Annotated in this window: 19 protein-coding genes; 1 reads left to right on the top strand and 18 read right to left on the bottom strand. The window is 37.1% G+C overall.

Translation table 11 applies throughout. The annotated features are described in order from the left end of the window. Nucleotides 1-124: 124 nt before the first annotated feature. From rsmH to CLO1100_RS07085, 6 genes are all read right to left on the bottom strand, one after another. Nucleotides 125-1,066, bottom strand: coding sequence for a 16S rRNA (cytosine(1402)-N(4))-methyltransferase RsmH (gene rsmH, locus CLO1100_RS07110; RefSeq protein ID WP_014313085.1), 942 nt, complete (start codon nucleotides 1,064-1,066; stop codon nucleotides 125-127). A 22-nt stretch (nucleotides 1,067-1,088) separates the two neighbouring features. Next, the gene (gene mraZ, locus CLO1100_RS07105; RefSeq protein ID WP_014313084.1) at nucleotides 1,089-1,520 is read right to left on the bottom strand and encodes a division/cell wall cluster transcriptional repressor MraZ; all 432 of its coding nucleotides are present in this window, start codon (nucleotides 1,518-1,520) and stop codon (nucleotides 1,089-1,091) included. A 257-nt stretch (nucleotides 1,521-1,777) separates the two neighbouring features. Further along, entirely contained in the window at nucleotides 1,778-2,899 is a 1,122-nt protein-coding gene (gene rodA, locus CLO1100_RS07100; RefSeq protein ID WP_014313083.1) for a rod shape-determining protein RodA, read from the bottom strand. An 18-nt stretch (nucleotides 2,900-2,917) separates the two neighbouring features. After that, nucleotides 2,918-3,988 (bottom strand): prolipoprotein diacylglyceryl transferase, encoded by a 1,071-nt coding sequence (gene lgt, locus CLO1100_RS07095; protein ID WP_014313082.1) that lies wholly within the window; start codon nucleotides 3,986-3,988, stop codon nucleotides 2,918-2,920. 24 nt (nucleotides 3,989-4,012) lie between these two features. Further along, nucleotides 4,013-5,296 (bottom strand): pitrilysin family protein, encoded by a 1,284-nt coding sequence (locus CLO1100_RS07090; RefSeq protein ID WP_014313081.1) that lies wholly within the window; start codon nucleotides 5,294-5,296, stop codon nucleotides 4,013-4,015. A 30-nt stretch (nucleotides 5,297-5,326) separates the two neighbouring features. Beyond that, nucleotides 5,327-6,628 (bottom strand): pitrilysin family protein, encoded by a 1,302-nt coding sequence (locus CLO1100_RS07085; RefSeq protein ID WP_014313080.1) that lies wholly within the window; start codon nucleotides 6,626-6,628, stop codon nucleotides 5,327-5,329. A gap of 171 nt (nucleotides 6,629-6,799) precedes the next feature. Here CLO1100_RS07085 and CLO1100_RS20745 point away from each other — a divergent pair, with 171 nt between their 5' ends. After that, complete coding sequence (locus tag CLO1100_RS20745) at nucleotides 6,800-6,976, top strand: hypothetical protein (RefSeq protein ID WP_014313079.1); 177 nt, start codon at nucleotides 6,800-6,802, stop codon at nucleotides 6,974-6,976. 68 nt (nucleotides 6,977-7,044) lie between these two features. Here CLO1100_RS20745 and CLO1100_RS07080 read toward each other — a convergent pair whose 3' ends face one another. From CLO1100_RS07080 to rbfA, 12 genes are all read right to left on the bottom strand, one after another. Further along, the gene (locus CLO1100_RS07080; protein ID WP_014313078.1) at nucleotides 7,045-8,262 is read right to left on the bottom strand and encodes an ABC transporter permease; all 1,218 of its coding nucleotides are present in this window, start codon (nucleotides 8,260-8,262) and stop codon (nucleotides 7,045-7,047) included. A gap of 27 nt (nucleotides 8,263-8,289) precedes the next feature. Next, a complete protein-coding gene (locus tag CLO1100_RS07075; protein ID WP_014313077.1) occupies nucleotides 8,290-9,627 on the bottom strand; it encodes an efflux RND transporter periplasmic adaptor subunit in 1,338 nt (445 codons plus the stop codon). A gap of 29 nt (nucleotides 9,628-9,656) precedes the next feature. Further along, entirely contained in the window at nucleotides 9,657-10,397 is a 741-nt protein-coding gene (locus CLO1100_RS07070) for a Yip1 family protein (protein WP_014313076.1), read from the bottom strand. Between the two features lie 60 nt (nucleotides 10,398-10,457). Continuing rightward, the gene (locus CLO1100_RS07065; RefSeq protein WP_014313075.1) at nucleotides 10,458-11,186 is read right to left on the bottom strand and encodes an ABC transporter ATP-binding protein; all 729 of its coding nucleotides are present in this window, start codon (nucleotides 11,184-11,186) and stop codon (nucleotides 10,458-10,460) included. Nucleotides 11,187-11,212: 26 nt separating this feature from the next. Next, nucleotides 11,213-12,226, bottom strand: a complete 1,014-nt coding sequence (gene hypE / locus CLO1100_RS07060) for a hydrogenase expression/formation protein HypE (protein WP_014313074.1) — start codon at nucleotides 12,224-12,226, stop codon at nucleotides 11,213-11,215. Between the two features lies 1 nt (nucleotide 12,227). Beyond that, a complete protein-coding gene (gene hypD / locus CLO1100_RS07055) occupies nucleotides 12,228-13,313 on the bottom strand; it encodes a hydrogenase formation protein HypD (protein WP_014313073.1) in 1,086 nt (361 codons plus the stop codon). Next, nucleotides 13,310-13,534, bottom strand: coding sequence for a HypC/HybG/HupF family hydrogenase formation chaperone (locus CLO1100_RS07050; protein WP_014313072.1), 225 nt, complete (start codon nucleotides 13,532-13,534; stop codon nucleotides 13,310-13,312). Before CLO1100_RS07050 ends, hypD begins: the two co-directional genes overlap by 4 nt. 127 nt (nucleotides 13,535-13,661) lie before the next feature. Next, nucleotides 13,662-16,007 (bottom strand): carbamoyltransferase HypF, encoded by a 2,346-nt coding sequence (gene hypF / locus CLO1100_RS07045; protein ID WP_041700399.1) that lies wholly within the window; start codon nucleotides 16,005-16,007, stop codon nucleotides 13,662-13,664. 20 nt (nucleotides 16,008-16,027) lie between these two features. After that, the gene (locus CLO1100_RS07040) at nucleotides 16,028-16,963 is read right to left on the bottom strand and encodes a bifunctional riboflavin kinase/FAD synthetase (RefSeq protein ID WP_014313070.1); all 936 of its coding nucleotides are present in this window, start codon (nucleotides 16,961-16,963) and stop codon (nucleotides 16,028-16,030) included. Between the two features lie 21 nt (nucleotides 16,964-16,984). After that, complete coding sequence (gene truB / locus CLO1100_RS07035) at nucleotides 16,985-17,914, bottom strand: tRNA pseudouridine(55) synthase TruB (protein WP_014313069.1); 930 nt, start codon at nucleotides 17,912-17,914, stop codon at nucleotides 16,985-16,987. Nucleotides 17,915-17,916: 2 nt separating this feature from the next. Next, entirely contained in the window at nucleotides 17,917-18,879 is a 963-nt protein-coding gene (locus tag CLO1100_RS07030; protein ID WP_014313068.1) for a bifunctional oligoribonuclease/PAP phosphatase NrnA, read from the bottom strand. Between the two features lie 33 nt (nucleotides 18,880-18,912). After that, nucleotides 18,913-19,266, bottom strand: a complete 354-nt coding sequence (gene rbfA / locus CLO1100_RS07025) for a 30S ribosome-binding factor RbfA (RefSeq protein WP_014313067.1) — start codon at nucleotides 19,264-19,266, stop codon at nucleotides 18,913-18,915. Nucleotides 19,267-19,446 lie beyond the last annotated feature (180 nt).

The raw sequence follows: 19,446 nt of genomic DNA, 5'->3' as shown, positions 1-19,446 counted from the left end.
CCGTTTTCATTTTTAGAAGTTTTAGCTTTTGTTTCCCCAAACTTTGTCACTAGTATTTGAATTATTTCTTCATATGTTGATATATTATGGTTTTTCATTTGTTATCATAATTTTAGGTTGTATATTAAATTTTTTGCAAAACTCTTAATTTAGCACTTCTTGCCCTTGGATTTTCCTCCAGTTCACGGATATCCGAAACAATAGGTTTTTTATTTACAAGCACTGCCCTGGGCTTTTTTCCGCAAACACATACAGGAAATGAGGTCGGACATGTACATGGATTTACCATTTTGTTAAACTGCAGCTTAACTATCCTGTCTTCCAATGAATGGAAAGTTATTATACATAGCCTTCCTCCACTTTTAAGCAAATCTACACAATCCTCAATAGTTTTATTCAATATTCCAAGTTCATTGTTAACTTCAATTCTGATTGCCTGAAAAGTTCTTTTTGCCGGATGAGGGCCGTCTCTTCTGGCAGAACTTGGAACCGCCCTTTTTATTGTATCTACCAATTCATAAGTGGTCTCTATCGGTTTACTCTGTCTGGCTTCGACAATGAATTTTGCTATCCGTGAAGCCCATTTTTCTTCTCCGTAGTCACGAATAATACGGTATATATCCTGCTCGGAATACTTGTTTACCACATCATAAGCTGACAACTCCGATTTTCTATCCATTCTCATGTCAAGTGGTGCATCATGCTGGTAACTAAATCCTCTGGATGCTTCATCCAATTGATGGGACGAAACTCCCAAGTCCAGAAGAATACCGTCTACTTCAGAAATTCCCAACTCAGAACAGGCATTACGTATATTTTTAAAATTTGTATTTACGACGTTGAAGTCTGCCTGTGACTCAATTTCACCAAGCCTCTTAACCGATGTTTCTACAGCAAAACTGTCTTGGTCAAGACCTATCAAGCAGCCCTTTTCACCTAGTCTTTTATATATCTCTGATGAATGTCCCGCTCCGCCAATAGTACCGTCAACATAAATACCTTCCTGATTTATATTCAGATTTTCTATGCACTCATCAAGTAATACGGATTTATGTTTAAATTCCATTATTCACCTCAAAGTTTTTCGGCTATATACCAAGCAATGCCATCTTTTCCGCAATTTTATCCGCACTGATGTTGTCGTCGCTGTTGTACGCTTCCCAAGCCGCCTTTTTCCATATTTCTACTCTTGAAGACACACCGATTATATATATGTCCTTTTCAAGAGCGGCATATTCACGCAGATTCTGTGGTATCAATATCCTTCCCTGTTTATCAACTTCACATTCCGTTGCTCCCGAAAAGAAAAATCTGATAAATGCCCGGACATCCTTATCGGTAAATGGCAAGGATTTTAGCTTGTTTTCAAGGCTTGTCCACTCTTCGGATGAGTACGCAAACAAACAACCGTCAAGTCCCTTGGTCAGTATGAACTTTTCACCCAACCCCTCACGGAACTTTGAAGGTACTATTGCTCTTCCTTTAGGGTCAATTGTATGTTGGTATTCACCATAGAACAATTTTTACACCCCACATCCGATAAGTTTCCTCCACTTCCCACCACTTTTCACCACTTATAAACATATTCTATTGCAAAAATTAAAAATTATCAATATATTTCAGTCAATTGAAATAAAAAAAATAAAAGACAGGATGTTAATCCTGCCTTTTATAGGCCAGTAGTACTAGCTTTGGGACTTTTTTAATGAAGTACCGAAAGCCTGATTATTTCCCAAGCATATATTAATCTATGCTTGTCTTTTAAGCACTTAATACACTAAGTACTAAACATTACTTTTTTTCGTCTCGATGAAACACTTAACACAATCCCTATGGCTATATAATTGGCCAGTACCGCCGTTCCTCCCGCACTGACAAAAGGAAGTGGCAGACCTGTTACCGGAAGTAAGCCTATACTCATTCCGATATTTTCTATAAAATTAAAGGCAAGCATACCAGTCACACCTATTACTAGAAATGAACCATAGGAATCACTTGAGTTTTTTGCGATATAAATACATCTTAAAAGAATTATCAAACCTAATAGTATAATAATAATACCACCGATAAACCCAAATTCTTCTCCAACTACCGAGAAAATAAAGTCAGACTCATTTACCGGCACATTCCTGCTTTGGGTTTGCAAACCGCTTCCGTAGCCTTGTCCGAACAACTGTCCGGAGCCTACCGCAATCTTGGATTGAATTACATTATAACCTGCCCCCTGGGGGTCTCTGTCAGGTGATATAAAAGTAAGAATTCTTTCCCTTCTATTACCGTTCAGAACATAAACCCATATGAAAGGCAATGAAAGCAGCAATGTTCCCCCCAAGATGAATATATATCTGTAAGGAATGCCAACAATGTATATAAATATAACGAATATAAACCCAAATACAAGGGCTGTTCCCAAGTCCTTTTGCAATAGCACAAAACCTATGGCAACTCCGGAGTAGACTATAAATTTTATAATATCGGATTTATTTTTTTCAGTGCTGTCTTTAATTCTTTCTAAAAAGACCGAAGCCAATATAATATAGGCTATCTTTGCATATTCTGAAGGCTGTATGCTGAATCCGGCTATTTTCATCCAGTTTTTATTTCCCAGATCCTCACCGGAACCGATAAACAAAACAAGTACCATCAAAGACATTGCCCCAAAAAATATAAACAAACTGAGAACTTTTAAATCCTTATAATCTATTATGCTCAAAATAAGGCATAGTGCAATTCCCATTATCATAGCAAGTATCTGAGACTTCAGAATACCCGGTCTGGTTCTTACTGCACTGCTGAGGACAATAAGCCCTACTGCTGATAAGACCATAACCGATATAAACAACATGTAGTCAAATCTCTTATAAGGATTTGATGTTTGCGACTTTTCAACAAAATACATTTTTCACCTTTTCCTAAATTACTGGCTGTCTGTCATTCTATTATTATCTTCTTCTTGTGAATTTTCACTGCTGTCAGGCTTAATTTCACTTTCTCCGGATTCTTCCTGAACATCCTGTATATTCTCTGCTTCCTGCAATTTCTCAGTGCTATGCTCATTATTTTCAATTGCTTGTTCTTCTTCCATGTATTTAAGAACATTTGCATATGCACTTGGTCCTGCTTCCGCCTCTTCATTGATTGCATTTTTTGCTCTGTTTCTCAGAACTACTACCAGTATACCGAAAACAATTATCAGTATTATTGACAAGAATTGAGATACCCTTAAATTTCCAAGCATCAGACTATCTGTTCTAAGGCCTTCGATAAATGCTCTCCCGATACTGTAGGTTATAAAATACAGGCAGAATATTTCACCGCTGAATTTCTTTCTTTTGCGCATCCACATAAGAAATGCAAATATTACAAGATTCCATATAGATTCGTATAAAAATGTTGGATGAACGGGTAAATCGGGATTTACAGTTATACCCACCGTTTCTTGAATTGAATCTGCTTTATTTGTCAAATATGACGTTATTGTAGGGCTGGTCATTCCCCATGGAAGACTTGTATTTGTACCAAAAGCCTCCTGATTGAAAAAATTCCCCCAACGTCCAATCGCTTGTCCCAGAGCCACATAGGGTATTGCAAAATCAAAAAGCTTCATTGTAGGAATTTTTTTATATCTTGCAACAAAATAGGCTGTAATTATTGCTCCTATTATTCCTCCATAGACAGCCAAACCGCCTTTTCTCAGATTCAAAATATCAATGGGATTGTCGATGTACTCAGACCAACTGAAAATAACAAAGTATAACCTTGCACATATTATTGCTGCCGGGGCTGCAAAAAGCATCAGGTCTATTATTGTATCCGGAACAAGACCATATTTTGTTGAATCTTTCATCGCCCATAATACACATATCAAAAAGGCTGCCGCTATGATAATTCCATACCAGTATATAGGTTTACCGAATATGTTGAAAGCAACCCTTGGTACATCAAAACTCCAACCAAGTTCAGGAAAGCTGACTAATGTACTATCCATTTATAACCTCCACAATAACACTTTTTATTTCTGCTTAACGACAGATAATGCCATGCGTCTAATGTCAAAATGACTGTCAAACACATCTGTAATATAATCAAATTTCATTTTATCATAAACCTCTAAATAATCAAACATTGTAACACCCTTGAAATATAAATTTATAAATGACCTTGATATATTTTCAAGTGAGTTGAGCTGCCTTAAGAATCTTCCTTTTGAAGCGTTAAGAAGTCTGTTAAAAGTCTCCTGGTCAAGCCCTTGTTTTTTCATTACTTTAATTTCCTTTGTAATCCTATCCTGAACCTCTTCCGGGTTTACAGATTCCCCCATAAACATTGAATATGCATAACTTTTCTCCAATGAAAAATCCATTTCAAAGCTGGAATTAATAAGTCCCTTGTCATACAGCTCTTCGTAGAGTCTTGAACTTTTACCCATAAGCATTGACAGAAGAAGTTTAATGGCAATCTCATACCTCAGGATTTCAGCACCTTCTAAATCATAATTACTATCTTTAAATCCCATGTAAAATATAGGCGTTGGAACCGGCATATTTTGTTCGATGTAACTTTTGTTAATATCAGTACTTTCTTTTGGGAAGATTCTTTTAATTTCAGGAGCCTTCTCCGTTGTCTGTATGCAATTTTCAACCTGTTCAAAAACCTTAATGTGATCCACGTCACCAACCACTGTTATCATCATGTTGGATGGATGGTAGAAGGTCTTGTAACACTGATACAAGGTTTCTTTTGTAATTTCACTTATACTGTCAATAGTGCCCGCTATATCATACCTTACAGGATGGTGCTTGTAAATTGCCTTAAGTAGATTGAAGTTTACCCGCCATCCCGGATCGTCACGGTACATATTGATTTCCTGACCTATTATCTTCTTTTCACGTTCAACACTTTCATCGGTAATATACGGGTTTTGAACAAAATTTAATAATAGCTTGAAATTTTCGCTGAACAAGTCTGTACATGAAAAAAGGTAAACGGTTTGGTTAAAGCTTGTAAATGCATTTGGTTTTGAGCCTAAAGCGGCAAACTTATCCATGACACTTCCGTCTTTTTGGTCAAACAGCTTATGTTCCAGAAAATGGGCAATTCCATCAGGAACTTTTGTCGGTTCGTTTTCTCCGGGTATAATAAATTCATTGTCTACAGAACCGTACTGAGTAGAAAATGTGGCATACTTTTTGTAGTAGCCTTTTTTAGGAACTACAATACAATTCAACCCACTTGGATGTTCATACTTGTAAAATAACTCGTTATACTTTTTATATTCAATGGTATCAAAATTCATAAGATCCTCCGCTTTGCATAACTTTTTTTATTAGTTGCTTTCATGTGATTTTGAAGTCAAGAAATATATCGTATCCAACTGCACCTTATCTGCCACCTTGATAATATCGTCTACCGTCACCCTGTTTATTTTTTCTACCAAGTTTTCCATAGTATCATGTGTACCGTTAATTAACTGACTCAGATAAAAATCAACCACGTAAAGCTGACTGTCTTTTAGTGACATTATTCCGGTTTTTATAGACTTCAAGGTTGCTTCATATTCATACTCCGTTATGTTCCCGGAACGTATTTCATCCAACTGTTTCATAATTATTTCCTGAGCGGTATTTTTGTTATTTATGTCAATACCGCTTGCAATAACCATCAAACCCTTAAACTTTTCCAACCCGGCATAGACATAGTACGCAAGCCCTGCTTTCTCTCTGACGTTCTGAAAGAGTTTTGAATGCATACCCCCTCCCAGTAAACCGTTAAAGACCATCAGTGCATAATAATCATTATCGTCAGGCTGAACATGTGTCCTGAAACCCATACACAGTTTTGCCTGATTAACGTCCATTTTGTCTTCATATTCCCTTACGTCTTTAACACATTTAAGTATAATACTGGAATTCAGTTTTTGAGGTGTACTTCTTTCCACATGGGACAGCTTTTCCTTTACAAAAACAGCATCTTTATCATCGATTTCTCCGGTTATAAAAATTTGTGCTGGAAGTGATGCTATTTTCTTCTTATAATGGTCATAAAGCTTGTCATTGGTTATCTCATCTATTTGCTCTACAGTACCGTATTCATACAGACCAAAGGGTTCGTCCTTGCACATTAGCTCAAAGCATCTTTCCATGCTGTATTGAACCTTGTCATTTGTTCTGCCTTCAACAATCGTTTTCAGATTGTGCTTTTCCTGTTCTACATACTGTTCATTAAACGAACCATCCTTAAGTTCAGGTCGGAAAATGATATTAATAAGAAATTCAAATGCCTTTTCAAAGTTTCTTTGGCTATCATTAGTATACTTATCTGAAATATATTCAAAATAAAAATGTATTATCTGTCTTTCGCCTTTTTTTACAATACCGCAGTCAAACACTGCACCGTAAAGCTTTTCAAGATATAAATTAATTTCTTTTATAGTAGGAAGCCCCTTGCAGCCTCTTCTCAATACCGAAGGAAAAAGTGCGTTTAAAGCAACTGTATCCTTGTTCAAATTATCCTGAAAGAAAATGTTGATTGTATTTGTTTTAAATCTATTTGAATTAATATTGTAAACCTCTATTCCGTTCTTTTCAAACAATTTGCATAGCTTTTCCTCTACATGGGTACCGATCATAAATACCTCCTTTAATTACAAATTATAGAATTTTTACTTATCATTATATAGTATAATAAAAATTTTCGTATATATTCAAGTTAGACAAGGTTATTAAGTAATTAAATATGTTATAAATGCAAATAATAGAATTGATTAAATAAAGTTTCTATGTAAAAGGGAGGGTTATAATTGAACGGACGAAACAGAAAATACGCAAGAACAACTAAAAAATGCCAGCAGTTACCTGATACATCTGAGGATACAGAATTTTCACTTTCTACTACGATGGCTTTAGGAATTGTCGGAGGAGCTTTTCTAATCGGAATGGTATCAGGAACACTGGTCTCCATGTGCAAAAGGGTATAAATCAGATATTCTAAAATTTTAAGCGGCCAGCTCTTTAAAAAGGCTGGCCGCTTAAAAGAAAGTCCTTATTATTCGTATCTCAGTGATTCTATCGGATCAAGATCTGCTGCCCGTTTTGCAGGATAAACTCCAAACAACAGTCCTAAAGCAATAGATCCCATAAAGGCAAGTACAATTACTTGTATATTCAGTACCGGTGGAATTTTTACAAGTGATGAAATTATAAATCCACCCAAAATGCCTAAAATAATACCAATTACACCACTTATTCCCGTAAGTATAATTGACTCGGTTATAAACTGTATTACTATATCTCGTTTTCTGGCACCCAGAGCCTTTCTTACACCAATCTCCCTTATACGCTCAGTAACAGAAACCAGAAGTATGTTTACTATTCCTATACCTCCTACAATCAATGTTATTACAGCTATAACAAGAAGTACTGAGGATATAACATTTAGTACGGTATTCAAGCCGTCCTGAAAATCAGAATAGAATTGTATTGTATATTTATCCTTATTTCCATGCTTATTTTCAAGGGTTTTTATTATTTCATCAGCTATATTTTTCAGAGAAGTCTTATCCTTTTCATCTACCGAAATGTAAATGTAGTTAAACTGGTCTGAATCAGGATAATATGATTGAAGCGTAGTCATAGGTATTGTAAGGCTTACCGGTCTGCTTTCATTATCAATCATACCTCCGAATGGAGTTTCTTCAGTTTTAGTAACTCCTACTACCCTCAGTCTCAAAGTACTTCCTGAGCCAAGTGTTACCTTTAGTTTTTGACCGAGGGGATTTTGCTTTCCAAAATTGGCTTTTGCAAATTCTTCATCGATTACAACAACATTTGATCTTGTAGAGTTATCAATCTCATTTATCATTCTTCCCTGTGCCATATCCACAGGTACAATGTCCTTATACTGAGATGATATACCATTTATACTTGCATTTCTTGTTTTGCTATCAAGCCGGATGGTTCCTGATCTGCTAATGTTGGTTCCGATATTTTTTATATCTTTAACGCCTTTACTTATAGCCTTTAAATCCTCACTAGACAGCATATCATTTGTACTCAGACTGTCTGTCTTATAGGATACGATTAGTATGTTTGCTCCGATTTTTGCAAATTCGCTGTCCACATAGCTTTGCGTCGCATTTCCGATTGCTACAATAGTTATAACCGAAAACACACCCATAATTATACCGATCATCGTCAGGACGGAACGGAGCTTGTTTGCTCTAAGACTCGATAAAGCCTGTTTAAAGCTCTCAATTATATTCATTTTCTGTTTACCCTCCAATCCCGTTTACTAATCTTTAATTTTAACACGGGCTCCGTCCTTATATGCAGGGTTTGGATTCATAACAACAAGGTCGCCTTCCTTTAATCCGCCGCCTACCAATTCTGCTTTCATATCAGAAGTTGTGCCAAGCTCAATTTTCTTTTTCTGCATGGTCTTTTTGTCAGGGCTTATTACAAATACATACTTGCTATCATCCTTGTCCTGACCCATCATATCAAGATCTACAGTAAGGACATTTGAAATATCCACAGTCTTAATATCACAGCTTACAGTAATGCCAGGCTTCATAGAAGGCGTAATATTATCAATGCTGATGACTACAGGAATAACTGTTTCAGAAGAACCGGTGTTGGTGGTATTTGCTTTTGCCATAGGAGCTACACTTTTAACCTTACCAGTGACTTCTTCTGTTTCAGGAATAGAATCTCCACTTAGTTCCACAGCTTGCCCAGGCTTCAAAAGTTTCGCATTAAACTCATTTATATTAAGCTTAACTTCCAACTTATCAGGATTAATAACCACAAATACAGGCTGGCCTGCCATTGTGTATGAGCCCTCTGCAACATTTACCTGAGATACAATTCCATCCATTGTACTGAACATTGAAGCCTTATATTTCTTAATCTTGTTTTCAAGGTCCTTAATTGCAACTTCTGTTGTTTGTATTGTAACCTGCTGTGACTCTATATCTATTTGCTGTGCTGCTTTTGATTTACTGTTTGTTTTACTGGTCTCGTTTTGGGCATCTTTCTTTGCCTGAAGTGTTAATTTTGCAACACTCAGTATATCCTCGGCATCTTTTAATGTATTCTCAGCACTATCAAGTTCAACCTTTGATATAGCCTCAGCATCATATAAAGCCTTTTTCTCGTTGCGGTTTTTAAGTGCCTGTTCATATGCCCTCTGTTTTGAAGCAACATCATTTTCTGCTGCTTTTATTTCATTCTGATTATTTACTGTACTAATTGTTGTATCAGCTGTCATTGCCTTTCTTAATAGCAATTCCTGACTTTTCTTTTGGAGCTTTTGAGTTTCAAGTTGGGTATTCAGGTCATCTAAATCTATATCTGCAAGTTTTTGTCCCTTTTTAACGGTGTCATTCTGCTTTACATATAGCTTGGTTACTTTCACCGGATTATCAATGTACACCTCAGATTTTTCTATTTCAGAAACTGTACCATTTGCAGAAATAAATGAACTGACATCACCTTTTTTTATTTCACCTGTCTGTACTGTAAAAACAGCCCCTGAACCGACTGATCCAGCATTTTTCACTATACCGACAGTAATTAGAGCCACTATAACAACTGCCAGACTCACCCCAATAATTATCTTCTTTTTCATTTTAACCTCCATGTCCCTCAATGAAAATTCTACATTAATCCTGCCATCCTAAATTCAGTTATCCCTGCATAGAGCAATTGAATAACAAATATAGCAGCTACAATCAAATACGCCTTCTTTTTAGGCATCTTACTAACTGCTGCAACACCTATAGCAATAACTACATACTGCCATATACTGAATACATCCAAAAATTTGGCCATACCATAAATAAAGTTTCCATCCATCTTAGGCATTAGTACAGCCATGCTGGTATAGCTCAAAATGTCGTAAACACCTGTAATATTTGTTTTAATTACATGTACCACGGTTGAAAGTATTGTAATTACACCGGCATACCCTGTTATTGATAGTACCTGTTTAAAACTGCCCTGTCCTTTGAATATTTTAATGATTCCCCATAAAATCAAGGCACCCAGAACCCAGGTTATAACAACACCTATAGCCCCTGCGGCTGGCCCTGTAATCATTGCAAGATTTACAGATGTGTTTAATTGCTCCGTTGTAATTTCAAGGTTTTTTTGGGTAAGCAATTCTTGTGTGTTATTTCTAACAAACTCCTTGTACATTGGAATCATTGCCAACATAGCTACCAGTTGAACAATTGGCAGGAAAATAAAAGGAAACGCTATTCTAGGTCTTTCTGCAAGGTTATCCATTGCTTTTCCCGGCCAGAAAAACATTCCTGCTACCCTTTTTAAGAAGTTCATCTGACTGCTTTGCGGGAGATTAACAGCTCCGTTAACAGATACTTGAGTATTTTCTTCCATTGTCATACCTCCATGGCCGCTTGACTGCGGCAAAAATATTTATTTATAAGGGATAAGCTTCTAGGCTTCCTCTTTGTACTGACTTAATACAATTCTTGCATCAAGTGGGTTTTGGACTGTATCATCACTTCTGAGCATACCGTCTTTAAATCGTAATACTCTTTTAGTATGATCTGCAATGTCCGGCTCGTGAGTTACAAGTACAATGGTAACTCCTTCACGGTTCAAATCCTGAAATACCGTCATTATTTCTTCCCCTGCCGTACTGTCAAGGTTACCTGTCGGTTCATCGGCAAGTATTATGGCGGGAGAATTTACAAGGGATCTGGCTATAGCAACCCTCTGCTTCTGTCCTCCGGACATTTCGTTTGGCTTGTGATGCACCCTTTTCTCAAGACCAACCCGCTCCAATGCCAGCATAGCTCTTTTACGCCTTTCCTTAGCACCTACCCCGGCATATATCATTGGAAGTTCTACGTTTTGCAATGCAGTAATTCTTGGAAGTAGATTGAATGATTGAAAAACAAAACCTATTTTACGGTTTCTTACCTTAGCCAGTTCAATTTCGTTCAGTGTAGAAATATTGACTCCATCCAGCCAGTATTCCCCTGTTGTGGATTTGTCAAGACAGCCTATTATATTCATTAGCGTTGATTTTCCTGAACCCGACGGCCCCATTATTGCAACAAATTCTTCCTTGTTTATATTTACATTGACATTCCTTAGCGCCTCAACCTCTATCTGTCCATTTTTATAGACCTTGCCTAAATCCTTTATTGATATTATCATGTTATCTCGCCCCCTCAAAACAATTATTAGCATATACGTGGGAGCTGATCCCCTGCAAGAACACTGATAATTCTGCTTCCGCCGCTGAGTGCCTTTAGCAGAACCTTGGGTTGTCCCACCTCAGTCACCTCTCCTATTATTCTTGCATCTTTTCCGTATTTGTTCTTATGAAGTGCTTCTAATACTTTATCTGCCTTATCTTCACCAACAAAACAAAGCATTTTTCCCTCATTAGCCATATATAAAGGGTCCATGCCCAAAAGCTCGCAGACTCCCTGAACCTCACGCTTAACAGGCAAGCTGTCTTCCCTTATCAAAATGGAAACATTACTCTGAACAGCTATCTCATTCAGGGTTGTGGCAACTCCTCCTCTGGTAGGGTCTCTCAAAACATGAACGTCCGGGACAACAGATAATATATCCTGAACCATGCCGGACAAAGGAGCACAATCACTCTTAATATCAGCATTAAAGCCTATGCTTTCCCTTTCGAGAAAAATACTGCTTCCATGGTCGCCTATAGTACCGGATATTATTATTTTGTCTCCAACTTTTGCATTTCTGCCGGAAATGTTCAATCCATCGGGGATTATCCCTATACCCGAAGTATTTATGAATATTTTGTCAGCCGCCCCCTTTTGAACTACCTTTGTGTCGCCTGTAACTATTTTGACGCCACATTCAATGGCAGTTGCACTCATAGCTTCAACTATTCTTTCCAGTTCGTCCATACCAAAACCTTCTTCTATAATGAATCCGCAGCTTAAATAAAGAGGTTTGGCTCCGCTTGTTGCCAGATCGTTTACCGTACCGCATACTGCCAGTTTGCCTATGTTGCCACCATTAAAAAAGATTGGAGTAACAACAAAACTGTCAGTAGTAAATACCAGATTCCTGGCATCACCTATATCTAATCTTGCACTGTCATCTCCCTGTGACAGTATGTCATTACTAAAGTGCTTCTTAAATATCTGCTCTATCAGCTTTGAAGTAGCTGTCCCACCACTACCGTGAGCTATGGTTATCATATTTTTTTCCATTTTATCCTCCGTATTTATAATAAGCAGCACAGGTTCCTTCAGAAGAAACCATACACGAACCTACCGGGTTTTCTGGAGTACATCTTTTTTTGAAAAGCTTGCAGTCTCCAGGACGTTTTTTCCCTTTAAGAACTTCCCCGCACAAACATCCTTTTGGTTCAGGTGTATCATTTTGTTTAATATCAAACTTTTTTGCAGTATCGAACATTTCATATTCTTTTACAATACCAAGACCTGATTTGGGAATCATTCCTATTCCACGCCAAACAGAATCTACAGGCTCAAAAACTTCGTACATTTTTTGTTGCGCCTTAACATTTCCTTCCTTTGATACTATTCTTGAATACATATTTTCTAAAACTTTTTTCCCATTTGTAATATTATCTACCAGAACCTTAATGGAATAGAGTATATCCAAAGGTTCAAAACCTGCGACTACACCAGCCTTTTCCATATTATACGCCACATAGGTAAAAAAGTCTGTTCCTATTATTGCAGAAACATGTCCCGGATACAAAAATCCATCAATCATTAATTCATTGTCGCCTGCCAGAGTTTTTATTGCTTCCGGCATAGTCTTGTTTGCAGTTAGAACTGAATAATTCTTTATACCCTCACTTTTTGCCTTTGACACAGAAAGTGCTATTACCGGCGTTGTTGTTTCAAAACCAACTGATAAAAAAACAACCTCCTTATCTGGATTCTCTCTCGCCAATTCCACTGCGTTAAGCGGAGAATATACCATTTGGACGTTGCTGCCTTGGGCCTTTTTGTGAATCAGTGTACTGTTATTCCCCGGGATTCTCATCATGTCCCCGAAAGTTGTAATAATAACATTTTTGTTATCTGCAAGTTCTGTCGCACTGTCAATATATGATGTAGGCGTTACGCAGACAGGACATCCCGGCCCGGAAATCAGTTCTATCTGAGGGGGTAGCAGGGAACGGAGTCCATATCTTGAAATAGCCATCGTATGAGTTCCGCATACTTCCATTATCTTTAGTCTGCGTCCAGAGTAACCTTGAAGACTTTGCACAATTTTGCCTATAACCTCGCTGTCCCTGAATTCATCTATATAGTTTCTCATTTAATGCCTAGCTCCTTTATTTCGTTGAAAATGTCTATGGTTCTAAGTGCCTCTTCCTCATCAAGAACTTGTATGGCACACCCTGCATGCACAAGAACATAGTCACCCACCTGTACGTTGTCCAAAAGCTCTATGGAAACCTTGTTTGTTACTCCCATCATTTCAACATTACCGCTGTTACCATCAATACTTACAACCTTTGCAGGTAATCCCAAACACATATCTTAATCCTCCTGTTGTAATATTTATCAACTATATTTTATAAATTAGAATTTATCCATTTATACACATTAATGAGTATATACCCTGCTGAGTTACATTTCAATCTTCAAGAGTTGGAAAGTCCTATTATCTCTTTTCCATCATTTGTGCAATTGCCATTATTGATTGTCCCAATGAGATTCCTCCATCATTTGCAGGAACCTCGGAATGAACAAAGACCTTAAATCCTTGTTCTTCCAATAAATCCACTGTTATTTGAAGAAGAGTTACATTTTGAAATACTCCTCCGCTTAAAACTACATTATTCAAATCATTCCTGCTTCTGATATTCAAACATCCTTGAAGTACAATATCCGCTATTGTGGCATGAAATCTGGTTGAGATGTACTCCAGACCGTTTCCCGTCAGAATATCATTAACAATCTGCTTAATAATACAGCTTGTGTTAACTTTAAATTCTTCTTCAAATTCAGCATTGTTAATATCGAAATGGTATGGTTCGGTGCAGCATAAATCTGCATAATATTCCAATTCAATAGCGGCCTGTCCTTCATAGCTGATATCTGTTTTAATACCAAGTAAAGCCGAAACCGCATCAAAAAAACGACCCATACTTGAAGTAAACGGACTGTTTATTCTCTTTTCCAGCATTTTTATTGTAAAAATTATCTCTTCCTTACTTCTATCTTTAAATGCCGGAAGCTTATCCGCTATTTCCATTATGTTATCAAACATACCCTGCTCTGAGGCATATAAGTAGCTTAAAGCCATACGCCAAGGATGTTTTACTGCCGAATCACTTCCCGGCATCATAACATAATCCAGTTGTCCGGCTCTACGGAAACCATAATAGCCTCCCGTAAAAAACTCTCCGCCCCATATGTTACCATCCTCACCGTAGCCTGTTCCATCAAAGGACACTCCTATTACATCACCTTTCAGCCGGTTTTCTGCCATACATGAGGCAATATGTGCCTTGTGATGCTGAAGGGCAATTTTATTAATATCCGGTTGACTAAGTGCATATTGGGATGAATAGTAATTGGGGTGAAGATCATATGCTATGCATTGGGGTGAAATATCAAACAATCGTTTAAAGTGTTCAATCCCATTACGAAAAGCAACATTTGTACTTTCGTTTTCTAAATCCCCGATATGATGACTCAAATAAAAGTTCTTTCCTTTATTCAAGCAAAAAACATTTTTGAGTTCTCCTCCGCAGGCAAGAACCGAAGGTATTTGAATATCTTCGTCCAAGTCAAGCAATTCGTGTACATTTATAGAAACAGGCTTTGGTACATATCCCCTCGCCCTTCTTATGATGTATTCTTTGTCCTTGAAAACCCTGGTTACGGAGTCATCTGTTCTTATATATATTTCCCTGTTGTTGGTTAGGTAGGCGTCTGCAATTCCTTCAAGTCCTTGTATTGCCTCCTCGTCTCGGTAAAAAATCGGTTCGCTGCTCAAGTTTCCGCTGGTCATAACCAAAAGCTCAGGAAAACCTTCTTCCTCAAACAACAGATGATGAACGGGAGTATAGGGCAGCATAACCCCAAGGTAACTGTTAAGATGAGCGATGGATTCAGGCAGTATACCGACATCTATTCTTTCAAGTAAAACTATGGGACTTGCAGGTGAATTTAATATACTCATTTCAGCAGGACTGATTGAACAGTATTTTTCAGCTGTCTTTAAATCTTTTAACATAACCGCAAAAGGCTTGTCATCTCTATGTTTTCTGGTTCTGAGTCTGTCAACGGCCTCTTTGTTAAGTCCATCGCAGGCTAGGTGATATCCGCCTATTCCTTTTACAGCAACAATATAGCCCTTTTTAATCATGTCAGCAGTGTACCGAATACATTGACTGCTGGTTTTAATTTCTTGTATCACTTTACCTGTTTCATCGGCAACACTTAGACTAGGGCCGCAGTCATGGCAAGAAACGGGCTGTGCATGATACCGTCTGTCAGAAGGTTTAGTGTACTCCTGCCTGCAATTTTCACACATTTCAAAACAGGCCATAGTAGTCTTATCCCGGTCATAAGGGATATTTTTTATTATGGTAAACCTTGGACCGCAGTTGGTACAGTTAATAAATGGATACTTATATCTTCTGTCACTTTTATCTTTCATTTCTCTTAGACAATCGCCACAAGTGGCAACATCAGGTGAAATGAAAACAGGCCCCTTGGAATTTTTTTGGCTATGCCTTATTTCAAAATCCCTAAAGCCTTGATATTCTACCTCATTATATTCTATTGATTCAATTACTGATAAAACGGGTGCCGATTTTTTTATTTCATCTATAAAATCGGCCGCCATCTGAAAATCTCCATCAATCTCTATTATTACGTTACTGTCGGAGTTGCCTACCCAACCTTTTATACCAAAACTTTCAGCCAGATTAAAAATAAAGGGTCTGAAGCCAACTCCCTGTACAATACCTGTTATGATTATTCTGTAACCTGTCATATACAACTATAATTTATCTCCTAACTGACTATACTCAAGTAATCCCTTGCAATCTTCATGTCCTTTGTTATCTGATTTATCAATTCTTCTACATTGTTAAATTTCTTTTCATCACGTATTTTTTTCAAAAAGAATACTTCAATTTTTTCTCCGTAAATGTCCTTATCGAAGTCCATAATATGTGTTTCAACCGTTTTCTGTCTAACATCCTCAAATGTAGGGTTATAGCCAACATTAGTCATACTATTGTATAAATGACCGTTTAACAGTGTTTTTGTAATATATACACCATTGTGAGGCAGTACAAGGTACTTTTCAGGATGAATATTCGCAGTTGGAAAGCCTATTGTATTACCTACACGCCTTCCATTCACAACCTCAGCTATAATTGAATAATTTCTCCCCAACAGCTTATAAGCTGTTTCAAGATTTCCATTTATAATAGATTGTCTGATGCCGGTACTGCTTATTATCTCGCCATCACAGGTAATAGGCGGGATAACTACCACCTTGAATCCATACTTCTTTCCGAATTCCTCCAGTAAAGGTATGTCTCCCCCACCCTTATATCCAAATCTGTAGTCGTGGCCTGCAACAGCAAGCTTTATATTCAGCTTGTTTTTAAGAATATTTACAACAAATTCTTCGGGAGACATTCTTGAAAATGCTTCATTGAACTCGTCAAGATAAAGATAATCAAGAGTAGTTTCACTTAAAAGTTCTATTTTCTTAGTTTCAGTAAGTAACAGAGGCGTAATAAGCTTTTTTCTTAGAATATTTTCTGTATGTTTTGTAAAAGTATAAACCATTGATGATAGTCCGTTTAATTTGGATTCTCTTATTAATGTGTTAATAAGAGCCATATGTCCGATATGCAAGCCGTCAAAATTACCAAGACCGACACCGGTATAGCAACTGAATGTATTGTAAGAATCATTTGAATGAATAACCTGCATATTATGTCTCCTTAGTTTTCATCATTTAAAGAACTTCTTTGATTTTAAATATAATGTATTTCCTTTTTCAAAAACTTCTCCTAACCCAAGAAAACTATTATTATCGTATACCCTGTAAACAGTATTTTCATATTTGTTTTTTTCAACTTCCAGCCATACTCCGTTATTATACTTGAAAAGTTCCTCCTTGTTTAATTTTATAATATCAAACTCTTCAAATATCTTTTCAACAGGCAATAAATGACCTTCAAGAGCTTTAGTTTCCGACAATTGTACTATTTCTTCCATTGTCAAGGCGTTATCAAGGTCATACTGTCCCGCCCTTGTTCTTACGAGAAACGACATATGTCCGCCACAGCCAAGCTTTTCTCCAATATCATTGCATAATGTCCTTATATATGTTCCCTTTGAGCAGTGAACATCCAAAAGAACTTTTTTTGCTGCAAATTCTTGTGTTACCCCTTCTGATTCAAATATTACATTGTCATCCCATATTCTGATAACGTCTATGTTGTAAATTTGAATAGTTCTTGATTCCCTTTCTATTGTCTGGCCCTGTCTGGCTAATTCATAGAGCTTCTTACCACCGATTTTTATGGCAGAATACATTGGAGGAAGCTGTTCAATGGTACCCACAAAGCTCATAATTGCTTTTTTTATTTCATCATCATTAACTTCTACGGAATATGAATCCAACACAATGCCGGAAGAGTCCTGGGTATCAGTTGAAATTCCCAGTGTCAGTTCTGCACGGTAAACCTTATCCTTGTCTATCATAAACTCTAAAGCCCTTGTGGCATTACCAATGCATAAAGGTAATACTCCAACTGCCGAAGGGTCAAGTGTACCTGCATGCCCTATCTTTTTTTGTCCGGTTATTCTTCTCATAAATCCAATTACATCAAAAGATGTCATTCCTGCAGGCTTTAAAACATTTAAAATACCGTTCATATTTATCTCCGTTTAAGTTTGTCCTTGATAGTGTTTATCAATTGCTCTTTAACATCTGAAATACTGCCTTTTATTGTACACCCGGCAGCCCGTTTATGTCCACCGCCTCCAAAAGCGGCTGCAATCTCTGATACATCCACATATGTTTTTGACCTTAAATTTACACGGATTTCATTACTACTCTTTTCTTTTATAAGAACGGAAACTTCTACTCCTACTATGGACCTTCCAATATTTACAAGCCCGTCACAGTCTTCATCTTTGGCTCCTGTTGAATGTAGAATGTCCTGTGTTATTGCTATTACGGCTAACAAGTCATTTTCATACAGTTCCAGAAGCTCTATTGCCTTCTGGGTAAGCTTTAATTTTATAAATGTTGTATTGTCAAATATTTTCTGTGAAAGATCAGCAACATCAATGCCTGTTGAAAGTAACTCTGCTGCAGCTTTATGAGTTTCAGCAGTAGTGTTGCCGTACTTGAAACCACCTGTATCTGTTGCGATGGCAGTATAAAGACACTTTGCCATATCAATATCAATTTCACATTTCATTTCATTAAGAAGTAAAAATATAAGCTCACCAGTTGATGCCGAAGAAGCATCAACATGGTTATACTGAGCAAATTTAGTATTTGTAATATGGTGATCGATGTTTATATTAACCGGAGCTTTAAAAAAGAGGTCTGCTCTTGTACCAAGTCTACCGATATCTCCGGTGTCAAGGGCAATATTCAAGCCCATAACTTCATCGTCTTCATTTATAAATCCCGTAAGCTCAATTCCGGGCAGGAATTTGTAGGTATCAGGTATATTTTCTTCCATATACACAATTACCTTTTTTCCGGTTTTCCTTAATGCTAAAGCTAATGCAAGAGATGAACCTATTGCATCACCATCGGCAGAAATATGGGGAAAAACAGCTACGCTTTCTGCCCTTTCAATTGCCTTTATTAATTCTTTTTCCATGGTTTTATCCCCCGATAATTTTAATTAAACATGTTATTCCGTAAATTCCTTTTTTGCATCATCAAGAAGCTTGTTAATGTGGATACCATGTTCAATAGATGTATCAAGTTCAAAATGTATTTCAGGTGTATACCTCAGCTGCACTCTATGCCCAAGCTCACGTCTTATGAAACCTGCGGCACTTTTCAAAGCGCTAATGGCATTTTTCTTTTGTTCTTCATTTCCCAAAACACTGACAAACACCTTAGCATATCTTAAATCCTTGGTTACAGTGCAGGAAACTATACTAACCATACTTGGAAGTCTAGGGTCCTTTATCTCATTTTGAATTATATTGCTTATTTCCTTTTTAACTTCTTCTGATATTCTAACTATTCTGTCTGCCATACTATTAGCCTCCATCTGCCGCTATCGGCGGAATATTTTTTTAATACTTCTCCCTTATTCACATGCAGCGAATAAAGGAGGCTAATCATACAATTATACTAATGCCATTATTGACATTTATCTGTGGTTAAATACAGTGTGTCAATTCATATTCAAATTTCATTTTAATATGTAAATAGG

This window comes from Clostridium sp. BNL1100 (genome assembly GCF_000244875.1).
In the GTDB taxonomy this organism is placed as follows: Bacteria; Bacillota; Clostridia; order Acetivibrionales; family DSM-1351; genus Ruminiclostridium.
This window is presented reverse-complemented; position numbering and strand designations above follow the sequence as displayed.